Here is a 16,667-nt window from a genome sequence, read left to right as displayed (position 1 = left end):
GGCGCCATGGAGCAGCCACCGAAACAGGCCCGTCCGGGCAGCACCGACATCCGGGTGCTGATCGTCGACGACCAGTCGATGATCCGCGGTGGCTTCGAGGCGCTGCTGAACGCCCAGGACGGGATGGCGGTGGTGGGGACCGCCGCCGACGGGGCGGGCATCGCCGAGGTGGTGGAGCGCCTGCGGCCCGATGTGGTGCTGATGGACATCCGCATGCCGATCGTGGGCGGGCTCGAGGCGACCCGGACGGTGCTCGAGATGCCGGGGGAGCCGCCGAGGATCATCGTGCTGACCACCTTCGATGCCGACGAGTACGTGTTCGCTGCGCTGCGCGCAGGGGCGAGCGGGTTCCTGCTCAAGGATTCCACGCCCGAGGAGCTGGTCCAGGCCGTGAGGGTGGTGGCCGATGGCGAGTCGCTGCTCGCGCCGCGGGTGACCCGGGCCCTGATCGCCGATTTCGTGGCCCGCCCCGAGCGGGTGGCGGAGGTCGACGAGAGCCTGTCGGTGCTCACCGAGCGGGAGCTGGACGTGCTGCGGCTGGTCGCCCGCGGACTCGCGAACCGGGAGATCGCGGCGGAGCTCGTGATGGCGGAGCAGACCGTCAAGACCCACGTCTCGCGGATCCTCGGCAAGCTGGCGCTGCGCGATCGCACGCAGCTGGTCGTCGCCGCGTACGAGTCCGGGCTGGTGCAGCCCGGCGGGTGAGCCCGCTCGCGCGGGGTCGGCCCCGGGGTCAGCTGAGCGCCGACCACAGCAGCCCGGCCGCCCCGGCGAAGCTCAGCGCGGAGACCGCCAGGAGCACCACGCCGGTCGTGATCGCCGCCCGGTGAGGCGGGACCTCGGCGAGGCGCTCGGTGGTGCTCGGGGAGTCGGAGGGCTCGGCGCTCGCGGCGGGCGGGACGGGGGTGGTCGCCGACCGGGACCGGGCCGTGAGCCGCTCGTGCAGGCCCGGGGCGAGCCCGGCGAGGGCACCTGGGCCGTCCAGCGGCACCTCCCGTCGGCCGTCGGAGGCCTCGACCCGGTCGGGGACCGTGAACGGTGCCCCGCCCGCGGTCCGGGCCCACTGCGCCGTCGGCGCCCAGGGACGGGGGATGCGGTCCCGCGCCTGCGCCGCCGTGGGGCGTGAGGCCGGATCCCGCAGGAGCATGCTCTGCAGCAGCGCCTCGAGCGGGCCGGCCGACGGATCGGGGCTCGTCCTGAGCGCCTGCCTCAGCCTCTCCGGGAGCTCCGACGGGGCGAGCCGCTCCCGGGGCCGCTGCGGAGCGAGCGCGTCGAGCGCACAGGCCGCGGCGGCCCACACGTCCTGGGCGGCGGAGGTGCCCAGGCCCTCGAGGACCTCCGGCGCCATGAAGCCCGGGGTGCCATGGGCGAAACCGGTCTCGGTCAGACGCACGTCGTCCTCGTGCAGCGCGATCCCGAAGTCGGCCAGGAGCAGGTGCGGCGCGGCGTCACCGGTCGCCTCCAGCAGGAGGTTCGCGGGCTTGAGATCCCGATGCACCCAGTGCGCCTCGTGCATCGCCGAGAGCGCGTCGAGCAGCTGTCGCAGCAGCTCGGCGACGAGGGACGGCGAGAGCGCGCCCTGCTCGGCGAGGGCGTCGGCCAGGGTCCCGCCATGCACCAGCGGCATCACCAGCACGATCGTGTCGTCCTCGGCGACCCAGGTGTACGGCGGCAGCAGGTGCGGGTGCTGTCCGAGTCCCTGCGCGGTCCCGACCGTCTGCTCGCGCACGAAGCGAAGCACGTCGGCGCCGTCGCGCTGTCGCATCACCTTCGCCGCGCACACCGCGTCGTAGCGGCGGTCCACGGCGCGCCACAGGGACCCGGAGGCGCCGCGGGCGAGGGGTTCGATCAGCGCGATGCGACCGGCGATGACATCGGACATGATGGGCACATGCTAGATCACCTCCGCGAGCGCGGGACCCTCGGGGTCGCGGTCGCCGCCTCCCTCCTGCTGGTCCTGGCGGGCGCGCCCCGGGCCGTCGCGGATCCGGGCGCGGAGCCCGCAGTGCCCGAGGAGGCGTACACGGCCGCAGGCGCCGAGATCGCGGGCGGGGCCTCGATCGCCCAGGCGCCCACGATCACCCCCGGCGCGTACCGGGATTCCTTCGCCGCGGGGGCTGCGGAGTACGGCACGTCGGGGACGGTCAAGTACTACCGCGTCGATCTCGCTGAGGGGGAGCGCGTGCACGCCGCGGCGACGATCGCTGCGCCTCCCTATGCCGACGGGCTCCCAGCGGAGTCCGAACCGCTGGACCTGCGCGTCTCCGTGGTGACGGCCGACGGCACCGAGTGCGAGGACTCCGAGGAGTCGGACATCGGCGAGCCGCAGACCGGGGTCGGGGCGGTGACCTCGGTCGCCGTCTCGTCCGCCGTGGGCCCGGACGGCTGCGCCGGCGAGGCGCTGTACGTGGCGGTCGCGCGCTCGGGGAGCCGCCTGATGGACACGCCCCTGCCCGTCGAGGTGCAGGTCGCGGTCCAGCCCACCGGGATCGGCGGCAGCGCCCCGGTGCTCGAGGAGCCCGTCGAGGACGCGGGCGCCTCGCCGGTCGCGCCGGAGAGCTCGGATCCCCTCAGCCCGGGGCGCTCCTTCGCCGACCCGCTCGTCGTCGAGCCGGGCTCCGTGGTGCTCGAGCTGCTGCCGGGCGAGACCGCGGTGCTCAGCCTGTCGGTCGCGGAGGGGCAGCGCCTGCGCTGGCGCACCGAGGTCACCGCCGCTCCGGCGAACGCGGGAGACCTAAGCCTGCAGGTCCATGACGCCACCCGCGACCTGGTGACGGTGGGCGGCGGAAGGTCGTCGCTGAGCTCCGTCGGCGCCGTCTCGGGCGGGGGCATGGCGGCCCCGGTGGATCGCGGGAACCGCGGCTCGGACGACCTCGCGATCGCCTCCGCCTGGCTGCCCGGTCAGCACACGGTCATGCTCAGCCGCGTCCAGCGCTCCGCCGAGTCCGTCGCGGAGGACCCCGAGGGCGACGATCCCGTGCGGCTGATCCTGACCCTCGAGGTGGAGGGGGATCCGGCGGAGGGTGCCGCCGAGGGGAGCGTCCTGGAGCTCGGCGATGCCACCATGCAGCACGGACCGCTCTCGGCCCTCGGCATCGACGCCTCGTGGAGCCGTCTGGCGGCGTTCGCAGGCGCCGGGGCGCTGACGATGCTGGGCGTGCTCAGCGGCCTCGCGGGCGTGCTGGTGCTCCGCCACCGACGCCGCTGAGCGCAGGACCGGCTCAGCAGCACCGGTTCAGGAGGACCACGCCTCCCACAGGCGCGCGTAGTCGCCGCCGCGGGCGACCAGCTCCTCATGGGTGCCCTGCTCGACCACGGCGCCGTCGGCCATCACCAGGATGCGATCGGCGATCATCGCCTGCGAGAGGCGGTGGGCGACGATGATCGTGGTGCGGCCGCGCGCCACCTCGAGCGCGGCGCGCTCGAGGACCCTGGCCCCGGAGGAGCCCTCATCGGCCGTGGCCTCGTCGAGGATCAGCACCGCGGGGTCCCGCAGGGCGATCCGGGCGAGGGCCAGCTGCTGGGACTGCTCGGCGGTGAGCCGTTCGCCCTTCTCGCCCACCTCGGTGTCGAGACCCTTGGGGAGGCGGTCCACCCAGCCCAGGGCGTCCACCCGGCGCAGCGCCCGGCGCAGCTCCTCGTCCGTCGCGCGGGGCGCGGCGAGCTGGAGGTCCTCGCGGAGCGTCCCGCGGAAGACGTGCACGTCCTGGCTGACGATCGAGGCATGCGAGCGCACCGCCTCGAGGTCCGACCGGGCGAGGTCCGCCCCGCCGTGCAGGACCCGCCCATGACGCGGGGCCAGGGTGCCGGCGAGGATCGCGGCGAGCGTGGACTTGCCGGCTCCCGAGGCGCCCACGAGCGAGACCACCTCGCCGGAGTCGATCTCGAGGTCGATCGGCCGCAGCACGATCCGCTCCTCGCCGTCCTCGTCCTCCCCATAGGCATGGGAGACCTGCTCGAGCCGGATCGAGGGATCCGCGGGACGCTCGGTGCCGGGGGAGGCGGCGGGGTCGATCGAGGTGATGACCCCGATCATGCGGGCCAGGCTCGCGAGCGCCGACTGCACCTCGTCGAGGTTGAAGATCACCGCCATCATCGGCCAGAACAGGGTCACCAGGTACACCGCCGCGGCGGTCACCAGGCCCACCGGGGCGCCTCCGACCTGCACCATGACGAAGCCGAAGAGCAGCACCATCGCCAGGGCGATGTTCTCGGGCACGTTCAGCCCCATCACCAGGCGGCTGACCAGGAACATCACGCGCATGTTGAGCAGCGCGGCGGTCTCCGAGAGCACCGCCACGTGGCGGGTCTCCCGGCGCTCGATGCCGTAGGCATGCACCGTGGGGATGCCATGGATCGCGGAGAGCAGGCCCTGTGCCCGGGCGCCCATCGCGATCCGCTCCCGCCGGTAGATGGGCCCGGTGCGGCGCAGGTACCAGGTGGCCGCGAGCACGTACATCGGCACGATGACCACCACCATCAGCAGCAGCCACGGCGACAGCGTCGCCATCCCGACCAGGGTGATCAGCACCATGAAGCCCAGCTGGATCAGGTTCGGGACCAGGTTGTTCACGGCCCGGGCTGCGACGTCCACGTCATCGGCCACGCGGGAGAGCGCATCGCCGATGCCGGTGGTCTCCATCGTCTGGGCGGGGAGGTCCAGCGCCCGGTCGATGACGTCCTCGCGCATGCCGGCGAGGATCCGCTGGCCGAGCGCGGAGACGAGCGACCAGCCCAGCGCCATCAGCACCGCCTGGACGACGCCGACGGCGAGGATCTGGCCGCCGAGGGTCCAGATCCTCTCCTGCGGACCGCCTGCGGCGACGACGTCGACCGCCGAGCCGATCAGGCGTGGCAGCATCGCGGCGGCGATCGCCCCGGAGATCGTGACGACCAGGGTGATGAGGGTCGCGACCCAGTGCTCCCGCAGCCGGGCGGCCATGAACCGCAGCGAGGTGCGCGCATCCGCGATGGGCAGCAGCTGTGCGTGCTCGGCGAGCTGCCGGCGCGCGGTCTCGTCACCGCCCAGGACGTCCTCCAGCGGACGCTTCCAGTCCAGATCGCTCATCGCCGCACCACCTCTCGATAGTCCTCGTCGCCCATCAGGTCCTGGTGATCGCCCTCGACGACGACCTCGCCGTCTCGCATGAACACCACGCGGTCGGCCTCCTGCAGCAGGGCGGGTGCCCGGGTGACCAGCAGGGTCGCGCGGTCGGTGCGGCGCCGGGCGGCGATCAGCGCCTCGGCGATGTTCTGCTCGGTGACCGCGTCCACCGCGGTGGTCGGGTCGTGCAGCACGAGCACCGGGGCGTCCGACGCCACCGCCCGGGCCAGGGCGATGCGCTGTCGCTGCCCGCCCGAGAGGTTCGCGCCGCGGTCCAGGATCCGGGAGTCGTAGCCCTCGGGGAGGATCCGCAGCAGGTCCTCGGCGCCGGCGGCGTGCAGGGCCTCGTCGGCCCAGGCGTCGTCCTCGGTCGTCGACCACTCCGGGGCGCGGGTGGCGAGCTGCTCGCGCAGGGTGCCGTCGAAGAGGTCCACCACATGCGGCTCGACGAGGAGGTCGGAGCGGAGCCCGAGCCGGTCGCCGGAGGCGAGGGAGTGCTCGCCGATCCGTGCCTCGGACGCGCCGCGGCCGTTGACCGCATCGACCACGGCCTCCGCGTCGCTCGCATCCGCGCAGGCCAGCGCCACGATCTCGCCGTCGGCGACGGAGAGCTGCTCGAGGTGCAGGCCGCCGGCGGCGCCGCGTCGGGCGCCGGCGGAGCCCGCGTCCCCGCGGTCGTCGCGCCGGGTGGTCAGCACGTCCAGGCCCAGCTCCGGGTCGTCGACGGTGCGGCCGAGGTCGGTGTAGAGGTCGCGCACGCGCCGTGCGGAGGTGGACATGCCCGCCCACCAGACGGGTGCGCCGGAGAGGCCCTGGAGCATCCCCATCACGTAGCGGGCCACGCCCACCACGGAGATCAGCACGCCGAGGGAGAGGGCGCCGTCCAGGGTGCGCAGCGCGGCGAGCACCACGACGGCCGCGAGCATGAGCCCGGTGACCAGTGTGGTCAGGCCGGAGGAGATCCCCGAGTAGCGCGCGTTGACCAGCGCCGCCTGGAGTGCGGAGCGCGAGCGGCGCCGGTAGGTGGCGCGGGCGCGGCTCTGCACGCCGAGGCCCTGCAGCACGCGCAGCCCGTGGACCAGGTCGGTCGCGGTGGCCGCGGCCTCGGCGGCCTGGGACTGCTGGTCGTCGTAGCGGGCGGAGAGGGTCGGCGTGATCACGCGGATCACGACCACCATCACGGCGATCCCGATCAGCATCGCCAGGCCCAGCCAGGGATCCATCGCGGTCAGGTACGCGGTCGCGGCCAGGACCGCGATCAGCGAGGGCACCACCCACGGGATCATGTCCAGGAGGTCGGAGGCCTTGTCGGCGTCGGAGGTGGCGATGGAGAGCACCTCGCCGGCGGGCCGCTGCACGGGGCGCGAGCGGGGATCGAGCACCGCGCCGGTCAGGCCCACGCGCAGGCGGTGGCGCTCGAACATGACGGCCTTCTGCGAGTGCAGGAAGGTCGCCGCCCACAGCACCACGCCCACCACGCGCAGCAGGATCAGGCCCGCGGCGCCCAGCAGGGTGAGGCCGAGATCGCCGGCCAGCACGCCGTGCTCGATGATCATGCCCAGCACGATCGGCATCGTGAGCTCGACGCCCTCCGCGATGGTCGCCAGCGGCAGCACGATCGCGAGCATCCGGCGGTGGCCGCGCACGATCGAGCGCATCACCCCGGGAGCGGGGGGACGGGGAGGGGCGGGGGCCGCGACGTCGGCGGAACGGGAATCGAGCACCTGTTGATCCAACCCGTCCGGCCTGCGCAGTGCAACGTTTTTTGCCGGGCACGGGTGTCGGTCCGGTCACCTCGCGGCCAGGGGCCCGCCCTGACCCGACCGGTGACAGAATGGAGGCCATCATCCCCGAGCCGAGGAGTCCCTGTGAGTGCGCGCCCCGTCGAGCTGTTCGTCGATCCCGTCTGCCCCTTCGCCTGGATGACCAGCCGGTGGCTCCTGCAGGCCGCCCAGGTCCGAGAGATCCGCCCGACCTTCTCCGTCATGTCCCTGTCGGTGCTCAACGAGGGCCGCGACCTCGATCCCGGCTACCGCGCGATGCTCGACGACTCCTGGGGCCCCGCCCGGCTCGCCATCGCGATCAGCGCCGCGGAGGGGAACGAGGCCTTCGCCCGCTGGTACACCGCCTGGGGCGAGCGCTACCACGTGGGCGGCGAGCAGTCCGACCGACGGGCCACCGCCGTGGCCGCACTGGCCGACGCCGAGCTGCCCGAGTCGCTCATCGAGTCCTACGACCCGGTGGCCGGCGACGAGATCGACCAGGCGCTGCGCGCCTCCCACGCCGGCGCCATCTCGCGGGTCGGCGACGATGTGGGAACCCCGGTGATCTCCTTCGGAGAGGGCACCGCCTACTTCGGTCCCGTCGTCTCCCCGGCGCCGAAGGGCGAGGACGCCGGCCGTCTGCTCGACGCGCTCGCGACCCTGTCCGAGATCGACGGCTTCTACGAGCTCAAGCGCTCCCGCAGCGGCGGCATCGACTTCAGCTGACCGCCCCCGGTCGATCCAGCTCAACGGTCGATCCATCCCCGCGACCGACCCCGCCCCATCCCGAGAGAGAGAACCCCTCACCCATGCGCGTCCACATCGGCACCGACCACGCCGGCTTCGAGCTCAAGAACCGGCTCGTGACGGTCCTCCAGAACAAGGGGCACGAGGTCACCGACCACGGCGCCCACCAGTACGACGCCCTGGACGACTACCCGCCCTTCTGCACGGATGTCGGCGAGGCCGTGGTCGCGGACCCGAGCTCGCTGGGCATCGTGATCGGCGGCTCCGGCAACGGCGAGCAGATCGCCGCGAACAAGGTCGAGGGCGTGCGCGCGGCGCTGGTGTGGAACGAGGACACCGCCCGGCTGGCCCGTCAGCACAACAACGCCAACGTCATCTCCGTCGGGGCGCGCCAGCACTCCGAGGAGGAGCTCGAGGCGCTGATCGACCTGTTCCTCGCCGAGCCCTTCACCGGCGAGGAGCGCCACCAGCGCCGCATCGACCTGGTGGGGCTCTACGAGCGCACCGGCGGGTACACGAGCTCCCAGAGCTGATGCCGGAGGGACATACCGTCCACCGGCTGGCCGCCGCCTTCGAGCGCGCCTTCGGCGGGCAGCACGTGCGCACCTCGAGCCCGCAGGGACGCTTCTCCGAGGCGGCCCAGCTCGACGGGATGGTGATGCTGGGCGCAGAGGCGGTCGGCAAGCACCTGTTCCTGCCCTTCGCCCCCGCCGCGGACGTCGCCCCCGACTCCCCGGCGGTGCGGCACGTGCACATCCACCTGGGCCTGTACGGCTCCTGGACCTTCGCGGGCGATCCCGGCTTCGCCGACGCCCACGCGATCGGGGCGCCGCGCCTGCGGCTGGGGGAGCAGGAGGAGCAGCTCGAGGGCGGCCCGGACTGGCGTCGTCTGGTGCCGCGCCCGACGGTGCGCCTGCGGGTCGCCGGGGAGCACGGCCTCGCCGATCTCACCGGACCCACCGCCTGCGAGATCCTCGACGCCCAGGAGCGGCAGGCCGTGATCGACCGGCTCGGACCGGACCCGCTGCGGCCCGATCCCGACGGGCGGGAGCGCCGCCGCTTCGTCGAGGCCGTGCGCCGCTCCCGCACCACGATCGGAGCCCTGCTGATGAACCAGAAGGTCGTCTCGGGGATCGGGAACATCTACCGCGCCGAGCTGCTGTTCCGCGCCCGGCTGGACCCCCTCGTGCCCGGCCGCGACCTCAGCGCCGGGATGCTGGAGGAGATGTGGGAGGACCTGGTGGCGCTCATGGCCTACGGCGCCCGGACCGGCCGGATCGTCACCACCCAGCCCGAGCACCGCGATCTCGAGGCCCGCATCGTCGAGCGCTCCCGCGGCACCCGGCAGAACGGGGACGAGGACCCGGGGATCGTCGCCCGCGAGCGGTCCTTCTACGTCTACCACCGCCAGACCCTGCCCTGCCGTCTCTGCGGCACGGTGATCCGCTCCGCCGACCTCGCCGCACGCACCGTGTTCTGGTGTCCCCGCTGCCAGAGCGTCCGCAGCCGGCGCGCCGGCTGGACCCGTGAGCATCCCGCCGCGCCCTGGGCCGAGGCGGCCGATGCAGGAGAGACCGAGGAGGCCGCATGACGCTCCCGCCCCCGCCCTCCGTGCGCCACGAGGGCATGCTCGCCGTCGGTGACGGCCACGAGATCCACTGGGAGGAGTCCGGCGCCCCCGACGGCGTGCCCACCCTGTACCTCCACGGCGGACCCGGCGGCCGGCTCACCCCCGGCTACCGGCGCAGCTCCCCGGAGGACCGCGCCCGGATCATCGGCCTCTCCCAGCGCGGCGCCGGTCGCTCGACCCCCACGGCCGGCCCTCCCGGGGCCGTCGACCTCGCCGCCCAGACCACCGCGCACCTGGTCGCGGATCTGGAGCTGCTGCGGGAGCATCTCGGGATCGGGACCTGGATCGTGCAGGGCGTCTCCTGGGGCAGCACACTCGCCCTCGCCTACGCCCAGGCGCATCCCGAGCGGGTGCTCGGCGTGGTGCTCTTCGCCGTCACCTCCACCTCCCGTCGCGAGGTCGACTGGATCACCGAGGGGGTGGGCGCCCTCTACCCCGAGGAGTGGGACGCCGTCGCCGCGTTCGCCGAGACCCGCGCCCGCTTCGACCGCCACGACCGCGCCCCGGACCGGCTGCGCCTCGTCGAGGCCTACCGTCGGATGGTCACGGGGGAGGACCCCGTGCTCGTCGACCTGGCGGTGCGGGCCTGGATGCGCTGGGAGGACGCGCACATAGCGATCGGGGCGGGCGGCCCGTCCCAGCCGCACGCCCAGCCGGACGACGAGCCCGTGAGCGAGCATGCCCGCGGCTTCGTGCGCCTGGTCACCCACTACTGGGCCCACGACGGCTTCGTCGCCGACTGGGCCGTGCCCTGGGGCGCCGCACCCGGCAGCGGGCTGCTGGGCGGGATGCACCGTCTGCACGGGATCCCGGGCGTGCTGGTGCACGGCCGACGCGACGTCTCCGGTCCGGCGCTGACCGCCTGGGAGCTGCATCGGGCCTGGCGGGGCAGCGAGCTGAGGATCGTCGAGGAGGAGGGCCACGGCGGCCCGCTCATGGGCGAGATCTGGCGCGAGGCCGTCGCAGCGATGGTGGACGCAGCACCCGGCGAGCGGCAGTAATCTGACGGGCATGCCCGTACTGCACCGCTCCGCGCTCGCCGACATCGATCCGCGGACCCTCTACCTGCTCGCGATGCTCCGCCAGGACGTCTTCACCCTCGAGCAGAAGGCCACCGACGCCGACCTCGACGGGCGCGAGCTCGACGCCTCCACCACCGTGATGTGGCTCGAGGTCCCCGGTCCGCTCGCCGAGCGGGCGGGCCTGACCGGCGAGCCGATCGCACACCTGCGGGTGCTGCCGGAGGAGGACGGCACCGCGCGGATCGGCCGGGTCGCCGTCCGGGCGGACCACCGCCGCGGCGGCCACGGCCGCGCTCTCATGGAGGCGGCGATCGCCCACATCGCACAGACCGCTCCCGCCGCGGAGGTGCACATCGACGCCCAGGCCTACCTCGAGCAGTGGTACGCCTCGATGGGCTTCGAGACGGTCAGCGAGATGTTCTGGGAGGCCGGCATCGAGCACGTCGCGATGGTGCGCCGGCCCGCTCAGGCCGGAGAGGACCCGAGCATCGCGAGGATCTCCGCCCGCTCGAAGTAGCCCGCGGTCTCTCGGGCGCTCGGGACGCCGAGGTCCGGATCCGCCCCGGCCTCCAGCAGCACGGAGGCGACCTCGGTGAAGCCCTTGAAGGCGACCCCGGCCAGTGGGGTCTGGCCGCGATCGTTCTGGAGGTCCACGTCGGCCCCGCGGGCGACGAGCTCGCGGACCAGCTCGGCGTGGCCGTGATAGGCCGCGAGCATCAGCGGGGAGTTCCCGGCGCTGTCGCGCAGGTTCGCCGGGGCGCCCTGGTCCAGCAGCGGCAGCAGGGCGGCGGCGTCGCCCTGACGGGCGGCGTCCAGCATCGAGGCGGCGAGGGCGATGACGGCCTCGTCCTCGGAGGGACCGGTCGGATCAGCGGTGTCGTTCATCCGGCCAGGATACGAGGCGCCGAGGCCGTGCTCACCCCACGAGCAGCTCGGCGGCAGCGGGCCAGAGCAGCAGCAGCACGGCGATCCCGAGCCCCCACAGGTCCACGGGACGGACGGGGCTGGGCTCGGCCCAGGTGCGGTGGGAGGCGGTCGCGAAGCCGCGGGAGTCCATGGCGAGGGCCTGCTGCTCGGCGCCGCGCAGGGTGTCCACCAGCAGGGCGAGGGTGGCCCCCGCGAGCAGCCGCGGCGAACGGGCGGTGCCCAGACCGCGGCGGATCCGGGTGCGCAGGATCATCTCCCACTGCCGGCCCAGGTGGCCCACGCGCACCAGCGCCACCACCGAGGCGGCGACCGGTCGGGCCGGCATCCGCAGCCGCTGCGCGAGCGCGTCTCCGAGGGGCGTCGCCGCCACGCCGCCGAGCGCGAGCACCCCGGGGGCGACGAAGGCGGTGATCCTCGCGGCCTCCTTGAGGCCCACCAGCCAGGCCTCGCCGGAGAGGGCGGGCGCGTCGCCGAGCAGGGCCGTGGTCCAGGCCAGCCCGGCGGCGGAGAGCAGGATCGGCAGCAGGCGCAGCACCCCGCCGCGCAGGGTGCGCACCGCGAGCGGGGCCAGCAGCACCGTCGGCACCAGCGCGAGCAGACCGCCCTGCCAGGTCTGGACGGCGAAGGAGCCGATCGCCGCGAGGATCCCGATCAGGCACAGGGTCAGCGGGTTCAGGGCGTCCGCGGGGATCCGGCGGCGCGGCGTCAGGGGAGGACCGGCGGGATCCGGGGCGGGCAGCTCGGTGCGGTGGTCGGCGCGGGCGATCAGCTCGGGATCGTGGGAGGCGACCAGGACCGCGCAGCCGCGGGAGGCGGCCTCGGAGAGCAGCGCGAGCACCGCGGCGCGGCGGCGGGCGTCGAGGCCGACGGTCGGCTCGTCCAGGACCAGCAGCGACGGGGACTGCGCGAGCGCCGCGACGATCGCCAGCCGGCGCTGCTCGCCGCCCGAGAGGCGATGCGGGTGGGCGCCGCGCAGCGCGGAGAGACCGGCCCGCTCGAGCAGCTCGTCGGCGAGCCCGGGATCAGCGGCCCAGGGGGAGGCGAGGACCTCCTCGCCCACGGTCGCGGCGACGAAGGAGTGCTCGGGATCCTGGGGGACGAAGGCGGTCTGTTCGGGCTCCGGCCGGGTGACGGCGCCGGTGGCGGGTTCGCCCGGGTCCAGAAGGGCGCGCAGCAGGCTCGTCTTCCCGGCGCCGCTCGGGCCGGTGAGCACGGTGATCCGGCCGGCCCGGGCCTCGAGGCCCAGCGGCTCGTGCAGGCCGCGCGCCGGGACGGTCACGCCCTGCAGCGAGGCGAGCACGGGACCTGCCGTCGCCGTCTCCGTGCTCGGCGGCTCCGCGCCCAGCACCCCCTCCTGCCGCAGCAGCGCCGCGTGCTCGCGCAGCACCGCCCGGGGGTCGCCGTCGGCGATCACCTCCGCCTGTGCGCCGAGCACCACCAGCCGGTCCACATGGGGGATCCAGGGCTCCAGGCGGTGCTCGGCGACCACCAGGGTGGAGCGCGAGCGGTCGCACGCACTCAGGACCGCCTCGCGAACGAGAGCGGCGGTGTCGGCGTCGAGCATGCTGGTGGGCTCGTCCAGGAGCATCAGATCCGGGTCCAGGGCGAGCGCGCCCGCGAGTGCCACCCGCTGCTGCTGGCCCCCGGAGAGGTCGAGCGGCGCGCGCGAGGGTTCCACACCCACCTGCGCCGCGGCGAGGGCCGCCGCCGCGCGCTCGTGGATCTCCGGTCGGTCCAGGGCCGCGTTCTCCGGCCCGAAGGCGGCATCCCGCGCGATGGTCGCGGCGACCAGGGCGTGGGCGGGGTTCTGCAGCAGCAGGCCCCGCTCGCCGGTTCGCTGCGGCGGCGGGAGCAGGCCCGTGCCCTCGCCGTCCTCCGGATCGAGCAGGCCGGCCAGGGCACGCAGCACCGTGGACTTCCCGCTCCCGCTCGCGCCCGCGAGCAGCACGCGCTGCCCGGCGGGGATCGCGAGGTCGAGCCCGGCGATCGTCGGCTCCCGCCGGGTCAGGGGTCGCCAGGTCAGACCGGTCAGCTGGTGACCGGTCGTGACGGAGGAGCGGGGCGCGGGGATCGTGGCCTCCCGGTCAGACCGCGACGGTCCGGGCGTGCTCCCGGCCGGCGGCGAGGGAGTCCACCGCCCCGGTGGCGACCAGCGCTCGGGTCGCCGCCCAGCCGAGCACGCCGCACAGCAGCGCCCCGGAGATGAGGAAGAACCCGAGCATCGCGCCGGAGAAGCCCCAGCTCATCTCCTGGTAGTAGGCGAACCTCTCCCAGCCCCACTCGAGCAGGGCGGCGAGCACGCCGCCCAGGATCGCGACCGGCAGGGTGTAGCGGCGGTAGCGGGTCAGCAGGAAGGCGAGCTCGACGCCGCCGCCCTGCAGGAGACCGGAGATCGCGGTGCCCCAGCCCCACTGGCTGCCCAGCAGCATCGAGAGCACGGCGGCGATCATCTCCGCCAGCAGGGCGGCGCCCGGCCTGCGCACGATGAGACCGGCGAGGATCGCGGGCAGGAACCAGATCCCTGCGAGCAGCCCCTCGGCGGGCTTGAACGCCGCGGTGAGCGGACCGATGAGCGTGTACAGCTGGCCGTAGCCCAGGAACGCGACCCCGAAGGCCGCCCCGATCAGCACGGTGACCAGCAGGTCCACGGTACGGAAACGAGTCATCACTTCTCCTTCCCAGTGGAAGGGGCGCAGGGCACCGGCGGTGCCCCCACGGAAATCCCGACTCCCTACGCCGGTGCGAGCCGGATCAGGTTCGAGGGTCTGCGCCTGCGCGCACTCTCAGCACCCTGCGGTGCTCCCCTGTCAGTGGATGACGATCGACCAGTCTACGCGACCGGGTCCGCTCGTCCGGTCAGCGTCGTGCGCGGATCGCCTGGTCGACGGCGTCGGCGGTCGCGTGCGGGTCCTCGGGGGAGAGGATGTACTGCGTCGTCCCCCGGCCGATGATCTCGACCATCGTGCCCTCGCGGGTGACCAGCATCCTGTAGGGACGTTGCAGGTCATCGAGGGTGAACACCTTGCGGGAGCCGACCGGGGTCAGCTCGGCGAGCTTCGGGGTGCTCGCGCGGCCCCGCCGCCAGCCGTAGCCGCCCAGGGTCACGCCCACCGTCGACCGCGGCAGCTCGCGCAGCTGCACGGTGCGGAAGTCCTCGAGCGGCCAGGCCCGGCGCGGCAGGAAGCCGCCGAGGCTCACCGTCAGCCCGTGCTCGTCGACGATGAAACGGGTCCACTGACCCATCCACGTCCACAGCGCGAGGGCTGCGAAGAGCGCCACCACCAGCAGGACGCCGAGCGCCGTGGAGCGCTGGGCCATGATCAGCGCGAGCACGGCCCCGGCCAGCAGCGTGAGCCCGATCCGGGTCCAGCCGATGGCCGAGGGCCGGGTGCGGCCCACGTAGAAGGGCGCCTCGGGCCTCACCAGATGCTCACCCGCTCCTCGGGGGCTCGGTACATCGCGTCGCCCTCGACCACGCCGAAGGCGGTGTGGAACTCCTCGAGGTGGCCGACCACGGTGTTGCAGCGGAACTCCATCGGGGCGTGGGGATCCACGGCCAGGCGACGGATCGCCTCCTGGACCCGGTTCCGGCCGCGCCACACGGTGGCCCACGACCAGAACACGCGCTGGAGGCCGGTGAAGCCGTCGATCTCGGCGGCGACCTGCTCCTCGTCGTGGCTGGCCAGGTAGGCCTTGACGGCGATGGACAGACCGCCCAGGTCGCCGATGTTCTCACCGATGGTGAGGGCTCCGTTGACCCGGTGGGAGTCGTCGAGCTCCCGGGGGGAGAGGGTCGAGTACTGGGTGATCAGCTGCGCGGCGCGGGTGTCGAAGGCCTCGCGGTCCTCGGGCGTCCACCAGGAGATCAGGTTGCCGTCGCCGTCGTACTTCGAGCCCTGGTCGTCGAAGCCGTGGCCCACCTCGTGCCCGATGACCGCACCGATGCCGCCGAAGTTCACGGCGTCGTCGGCCTCCGCGTCGAAGAAGGGCGGCTGCAGGATGGCCGCCGGGAAGACGATCTCGTTGCGGCCGGGGTTGTAGTAGGCGTTGACCGTCTGCGGGGTCATGTGCCATTCGGTCTCGTCGATCGGCCCGCCCACCTTGGCGAACTCGAAGGCGGCCTCGAAGCGGCGCGAGGCACGAGCGCTGGCGACCAGGTCGCCGGGCACGATCTCGAGCCCGTCGTAGTCGCGCCACTGATCGGGATAGCCGATCTTCGGGATGAACTTCTCGAGCTTCGCGAGCGCCTTCCGACGGGTCTCGGGAGTCATCCACTCGAGGCTTTCGATGGAGGTGCGGTAGGCGGCCATCAGTGCGTCGACCAGCTCGGTCATGCGCTCCTTGTGGGAGACCGGGAAGTGGCGGGAGACGTACTCGCGGCCGACGGCGAAGCCGACCACGCCCTCGACGAAGGCGACGCCGCGCTTCCAGCGGTCGCGCAGCTCCTCTGCCCCCGAGAGGGTCCGACCGGAGAAGTCGAAGTCCTCCTCGACCAGGGCGGCGGGGCCGTACGGGGCGTAGGAGGCGACGGAGTGGAGGGAGAGCCAGGTGCGCAGCACGGCGAGGTCCTCGCCGGCCAGCAGCTCCGCGGCGGCGGTGACGAACTCGGGCTGGCCGATCGAGACCACCTCGAAGGCCTTCGCCGGCGCACCGGTGCCCTCGATGTAGGCGTCCCAGGGGAAGGCCGGCGCCAGCTCGCGGCGCTGCGCATCATCCATCGGGTTGTAGGACTTCTCCCGGTCCCGCAGGCGCACCACGTCCAGGTGGGAGGCGGCGAGGCGGGTCTCGAAGCCCATCACCGCGGCGGCGAGGTCCTCGGCGCTCCCGGCGACCAGGCCCTCGCGTCCGGGGAGGGCGGCGAGGCGGGCGAGGTTCGCGAGGTGCTCGACGTACGCCGTGCGGATCTCGGCGTAGTGCTCCTCGCGGTAGTAGGACTCGTCCGGCAGGCCGAGGCCTCCCTGATGAATCTTGACCTGGTAGTTCGTCGAGTCCATGTCGTCGGTCCAGACGTAGGCCAGCAGTGCGGAGGCGCCGGAGTCCGGGGCGGCCATGACCCGCACCACCTGATCGAGGTCCGCGGCGGCGGCGACGGTGCCCAGCAGGTCCTCGAGCACGCCCACCCCGGCGGCCTCGATCGCGTCGGTGTCCATGAACATGCGGTACAGGGCGCCCACCCGGTCATGGTCCGTGGCGGGGACCTGCTCGGCGCGCGGGTCGCGGGAGGTGACGTCGGCCGCCGCCTCCTCGACGATCTCCCGCACCCGCTCCTCGGAGAGGTCGCGCAGGGCGTGGAAGGCACCGTCGCTCGAGCGGTCAGCGGGCATCACGTGCTCGCTGAGCCAGCGGCCGTTGACGTGCCCGAAGAGGTCGTCCTGGATCCGGACGGACTCGTCGACCTGGTCGAGGGAGAGGCCGGAGGGGCGAGCGGAGGGGGCAGTGGTCATCATCGGCTCCTGCGAGGTGTGGAGGGGGTA

At 73.8% G+C, this 16,667-nt stretch carries 15 protein-coding genes and 1 riboswitch; of the genes, 7 read left to right on the top strand and 8 right to left on the bottom strand.

Translation table 11 applies throughout. The features are described from left to right. The first annotated feature begins 6 nt into the window (after positions 1–6). Positions 7–705 (top strand): response regulator, encoded by a 699-nt coding sequence (locus CFK41_RS11110; RefSeq protein WP_096799713.1) that lies wholly within the window; start codon positions 7–9, stop codon positions 703–705. A gap of 28 nt (positions 706–733) precedes the next feature. On the opposite strand, the gene CFK41_RS11105 is transcribed toward CFK41_RS11110, so the two are convergent. Next, the gene (locus CFK41_RS11105) at positions 734–1,882 is read right to left on the bottom strand and encodes a serine/threonine-protein kinase (RefSeq protein WP_096801051.1); all 1,149 of its coding nucleotides are present in this window, start codon (positions 1,880–1,882) and stop codon (positions 734–736) included. 9 nt (positions 1,883–1,891) lie between these two features. Between CFK41_RS11105 and CFK41_RS11100 the strand changes: the two genes are divergently transcribed. After that, positions 1,892–3,208, top strand: a complete 1,317-nt coding sequence (locus tag CFK41_RS11100) for a hypothetical protein (RefSeq protein WP_096799712.1) — start codon at positions 1,892–1,894, stop codon at positions 3,206–3,208. A 27-nt stretch (positions 3,209–3,235) separates the two neighbouring features. Here CFK41_RS11100 and CFK41_RS11095 read toward each other — a convergent pair whose 3' ends face one another. Both CFK41_RS11095 and CFK41_RS11090 read right to left on the bottom strand, forming a co-directional pair. Then, entirely contained in the window at positions 3,236–5,068 is a 1,833-nt protein-coding gene (locus CFK41_RS11095) for an ABC transporter ATP-binding protein (protein ID WP_096799711.1), read from the bottom strand. Beyond that, entirely contained in the window at positions 5,065–6,828 is a 1,764-nt protein-coding gene (locus tag CFK41_RS11090) for an ABC transporter transmembrane domain-containing protein (protein WP_096799710.1), read from the bottom strand. The genes CFK41_RS11095 and CFK41_RS11090 overlap by 4 nt, the downstream gene beginning before the upstream one ends. 144 nt (positions 6,829–6,972) lie before the next feature. Between CFK41_RS11090 and CFK41_RS11085 the strand changes: the two genes are divergently transcribed. The 5 genes from CFK41_RS11085 to CFK41_RS11065 all read left to right on the top strand — a co-directional run bounded on the left by CFK41_RS11085 (position 6,973) and on the right by CFK41_RS11065 (position 10,783). Next, positions 6,973–7,593 carry a mycothiol-dependent nitroreductase Rv2466c family protein gene (locus tag CFK41_RS11085; protein WP_096799709.1) on the top strand — a complete coding sequence of 207 codons (621 nt, stop codon included), beginning with the start codon at positions 6,973–6,975 and terminating at the stop codon, positions 7,591–7,593. Positions 7,594–7,676: 83 nt separating this feature from the next. After that, positions 7,677–8,147 carry a ribose-5-phosphate isomerase gene (locus CFK41_RS11080; RefSeq protein ID WP_096799708.1) on the top strand — a complete coding sequence of 157 codons (471 nt, stop codon included), beginning with the start codon at positions 7,677–7,679 and terminating at the stop codon, positions 8,145–8,147. After that, a complete protein-coding gene (locus tag CFK41_RS11075; protein ID WP_096799707.1) occupies positions 8,147–9,205 on the top strand; it encodes an Fpg/Nei family DNA glycosylase in 1,059 nt (352 codons plus the stop codon). The genes CFK41_RS11080 and CFK41_RS11075 overlap by 1 nt, the downstream gene beginning before the upstream one ends. Next, a complete protein-coding gene (locus CFK41_RS11070; protein WP_096799706.1) occupies positions 9,202–10,245 on the top strand; it encodes an alpha/beta fold hydrolase in 1,044 nt (347 codons plus the stop codon). The genes CFK41_RS11075 and CFK41_RS11070 overlap by 4 nt, the downstream gene beginning before the upstream one ends. A gap of 10 nt (positions 10,246–10,255) precedes the next feature. Beyond that, positions 10,256–10,783: a GNAT family N-acetyltransferase gene (locus tag CFK41_RS11065; protein WP_096799705.1), complete on the top strand. Its 528-nt coding sequence runs from the start codon at positions 10,256–10,258 to the stop codon at positions 10,781–10,783. On the opposite strand, the gene CFK41_RS11060 is transcribed toward CFK41_RS11065, so the two are convergent. From CFK41_RS11060 to CFK41_RS11040, 5 genes are all read right to left on the bottom strand, one after another. Further along, complete coding sequence (locus CFK41_RS11060) at positions 10,732–11,151, bottom strand: ankyrin repeat domain-containing protein (protein WP_096799704.1); 420 nt, start codon at positions 11,149–11,151, stop codon at positions 10,732–10,734. The two genes, CFK41_RS11065 and CFK41_RS11060, sit on opposite strands and share 52 nt — an antisense overlap. Before the next feature lie 31 nt (positions 11,152–11,182). Beyond that, on the bottom strand, positions 11,183–13,180 hold the full coding sequence (locus CFK41_RS11055; RefSeq protein WP_265415465.1) for an ATP-binding cassette domain-containing protein: 1,998 nt from the start codon (positions 13,178–13,180) through the stop codon (positions 11,183–11,185). 97 nt (positions 13,181–13,277) lie between these two features. Next, positions 13,278–13,859, bottom strand: coding sequence for an ECF transporter S component (locus CFK41_RS11050; RefSeq protein ID WP_096799702.1), 582 nt, complete (start codon positions 13,857–13,859; stop codon positions 13,278–13,280). A 45-nt stretch (positions 13,860–13,904) separates the two neighbouring features. Beyond that, a riboswitch (TPP riboswitch) is annotated at positions 13,905–14,009 on the bottom strand. Positions 14,010–14,049: 40 nt separating this feature from the next. Continuing rightward, complete coding sequence (locus CFK41_RS11045) at positions 14,050–14,616, bottom strand: hypothetical protein (protein WP_096799701.1); 567 nt, start codon at positions 14,614–14,616, stop codon at positions 14,050–14,052. Next, positions 14,613–16,637, bottom strand: a complete 2,025-nt coding sequence (locus CFK41_RS11040) for a M13 family metallopeptidase (RefSeq protein WP_096801050.1) — start codon at positions 16,635–16,637, stop codon at positions 14,613–14,615. The genes CFK41_RS11045 and CFK41_RS11040 overlap by 4 nt, the downstream gene beginning before the upstream one ends. Positions 16,638–16,667: the final 30 nt, after the last annotated feature.

Source organism: Brachybacterium ginsengisoli (assembly GCF_002407065.1).
In the GTDB taxonomy this organism is placed as follows: domain Bacteria; phylum Actinomycetota; class Actinomycetes; order Actinomycetales; family Dermabacteraceae; genus Brachybacterium; species Brachybacterium ginsengisoli.
Note: the sequence above shows the minus strand (reverse complement) of the source record. Positions and strands in the feature narration are given on the sequence as shown.

Coding starts and splice junctions, on each gene's coding strand:
- CFK41_RS11095 (WP_096799711.1), bottom strand. CDS start 5,068: ATGAGCGATCTGGACTGGAAGCGTCCGCTGGAGGACGTCCTGGGCGGT.
- CFK41_RS11065 (WP_096799705.1), top strand. CDS start 10,256: ATGCCCGTACTGCACCGCTCCGCGCTCGCCGACATCGATCCGCGGACC.
- CFK41_RS11070 (WP_096799706.1), top strand. CDS start 9,202: ATGACGCTCCCGCCCCCGCCCTCCGTGCGCCACGAGGGCATGCTCGCC.
- CFK41_RS11075 (WP_096799707.1), top strand. CDS start 8,147: ATGCCGGAGGGACATACCGTCCACCGGCTGGCCGCCGCCTTCGAGCGC.
- CFK41_RS11060 (WP_096799704.1), bottom strand. CDS start 11,151: ATGAACGACACCGCTGATCCGACCGGTCCCTCCGAGGACGAGGCCGTC.
- CFK41_RS11050 (WP_096799702.1), bottom strand. CDS start 13,859: ATGACTCGTTTCCGTACCGTGGACCTGCTGGTCACCGTGCTGATCGGG.
- CFK41_RS11080 (WP_096799708.1), top strand. CDS start 7,677: ATGCGCGTCCACATCGGCACCGACCACGCCGGCTTCGAGCTCAAGAAC.
- CFK41_RS11105 (WP_096801051.1), bottom strand. CDS start 1,882: ATGTCCGATGTCATCGCCGGTCGCATCGCGCTGATCGAACCCCTCGCC.
- CFK41_RS11040 (WP_096801050.1), bottom strand. CDS start 16,637: ATGACCACTGCCCCCTCCGCTCGCCCCTCCGGCCTCTCCCTCGACCAG.
- CFK41_RS11110 (WP_096799713.1), top strand. CDS start 7: ATGGAGCAGCCACCGAAACAGGCCCGTCCGGGCAGCACCGACATCCGG.
- CFK41_RS11100 (WP_096799712.1), top strand. CDS start 1,892: ATGCTAGATCACCTCCGCGAGCGCGGGACCCTCGGGGTCGCGGTCGCC.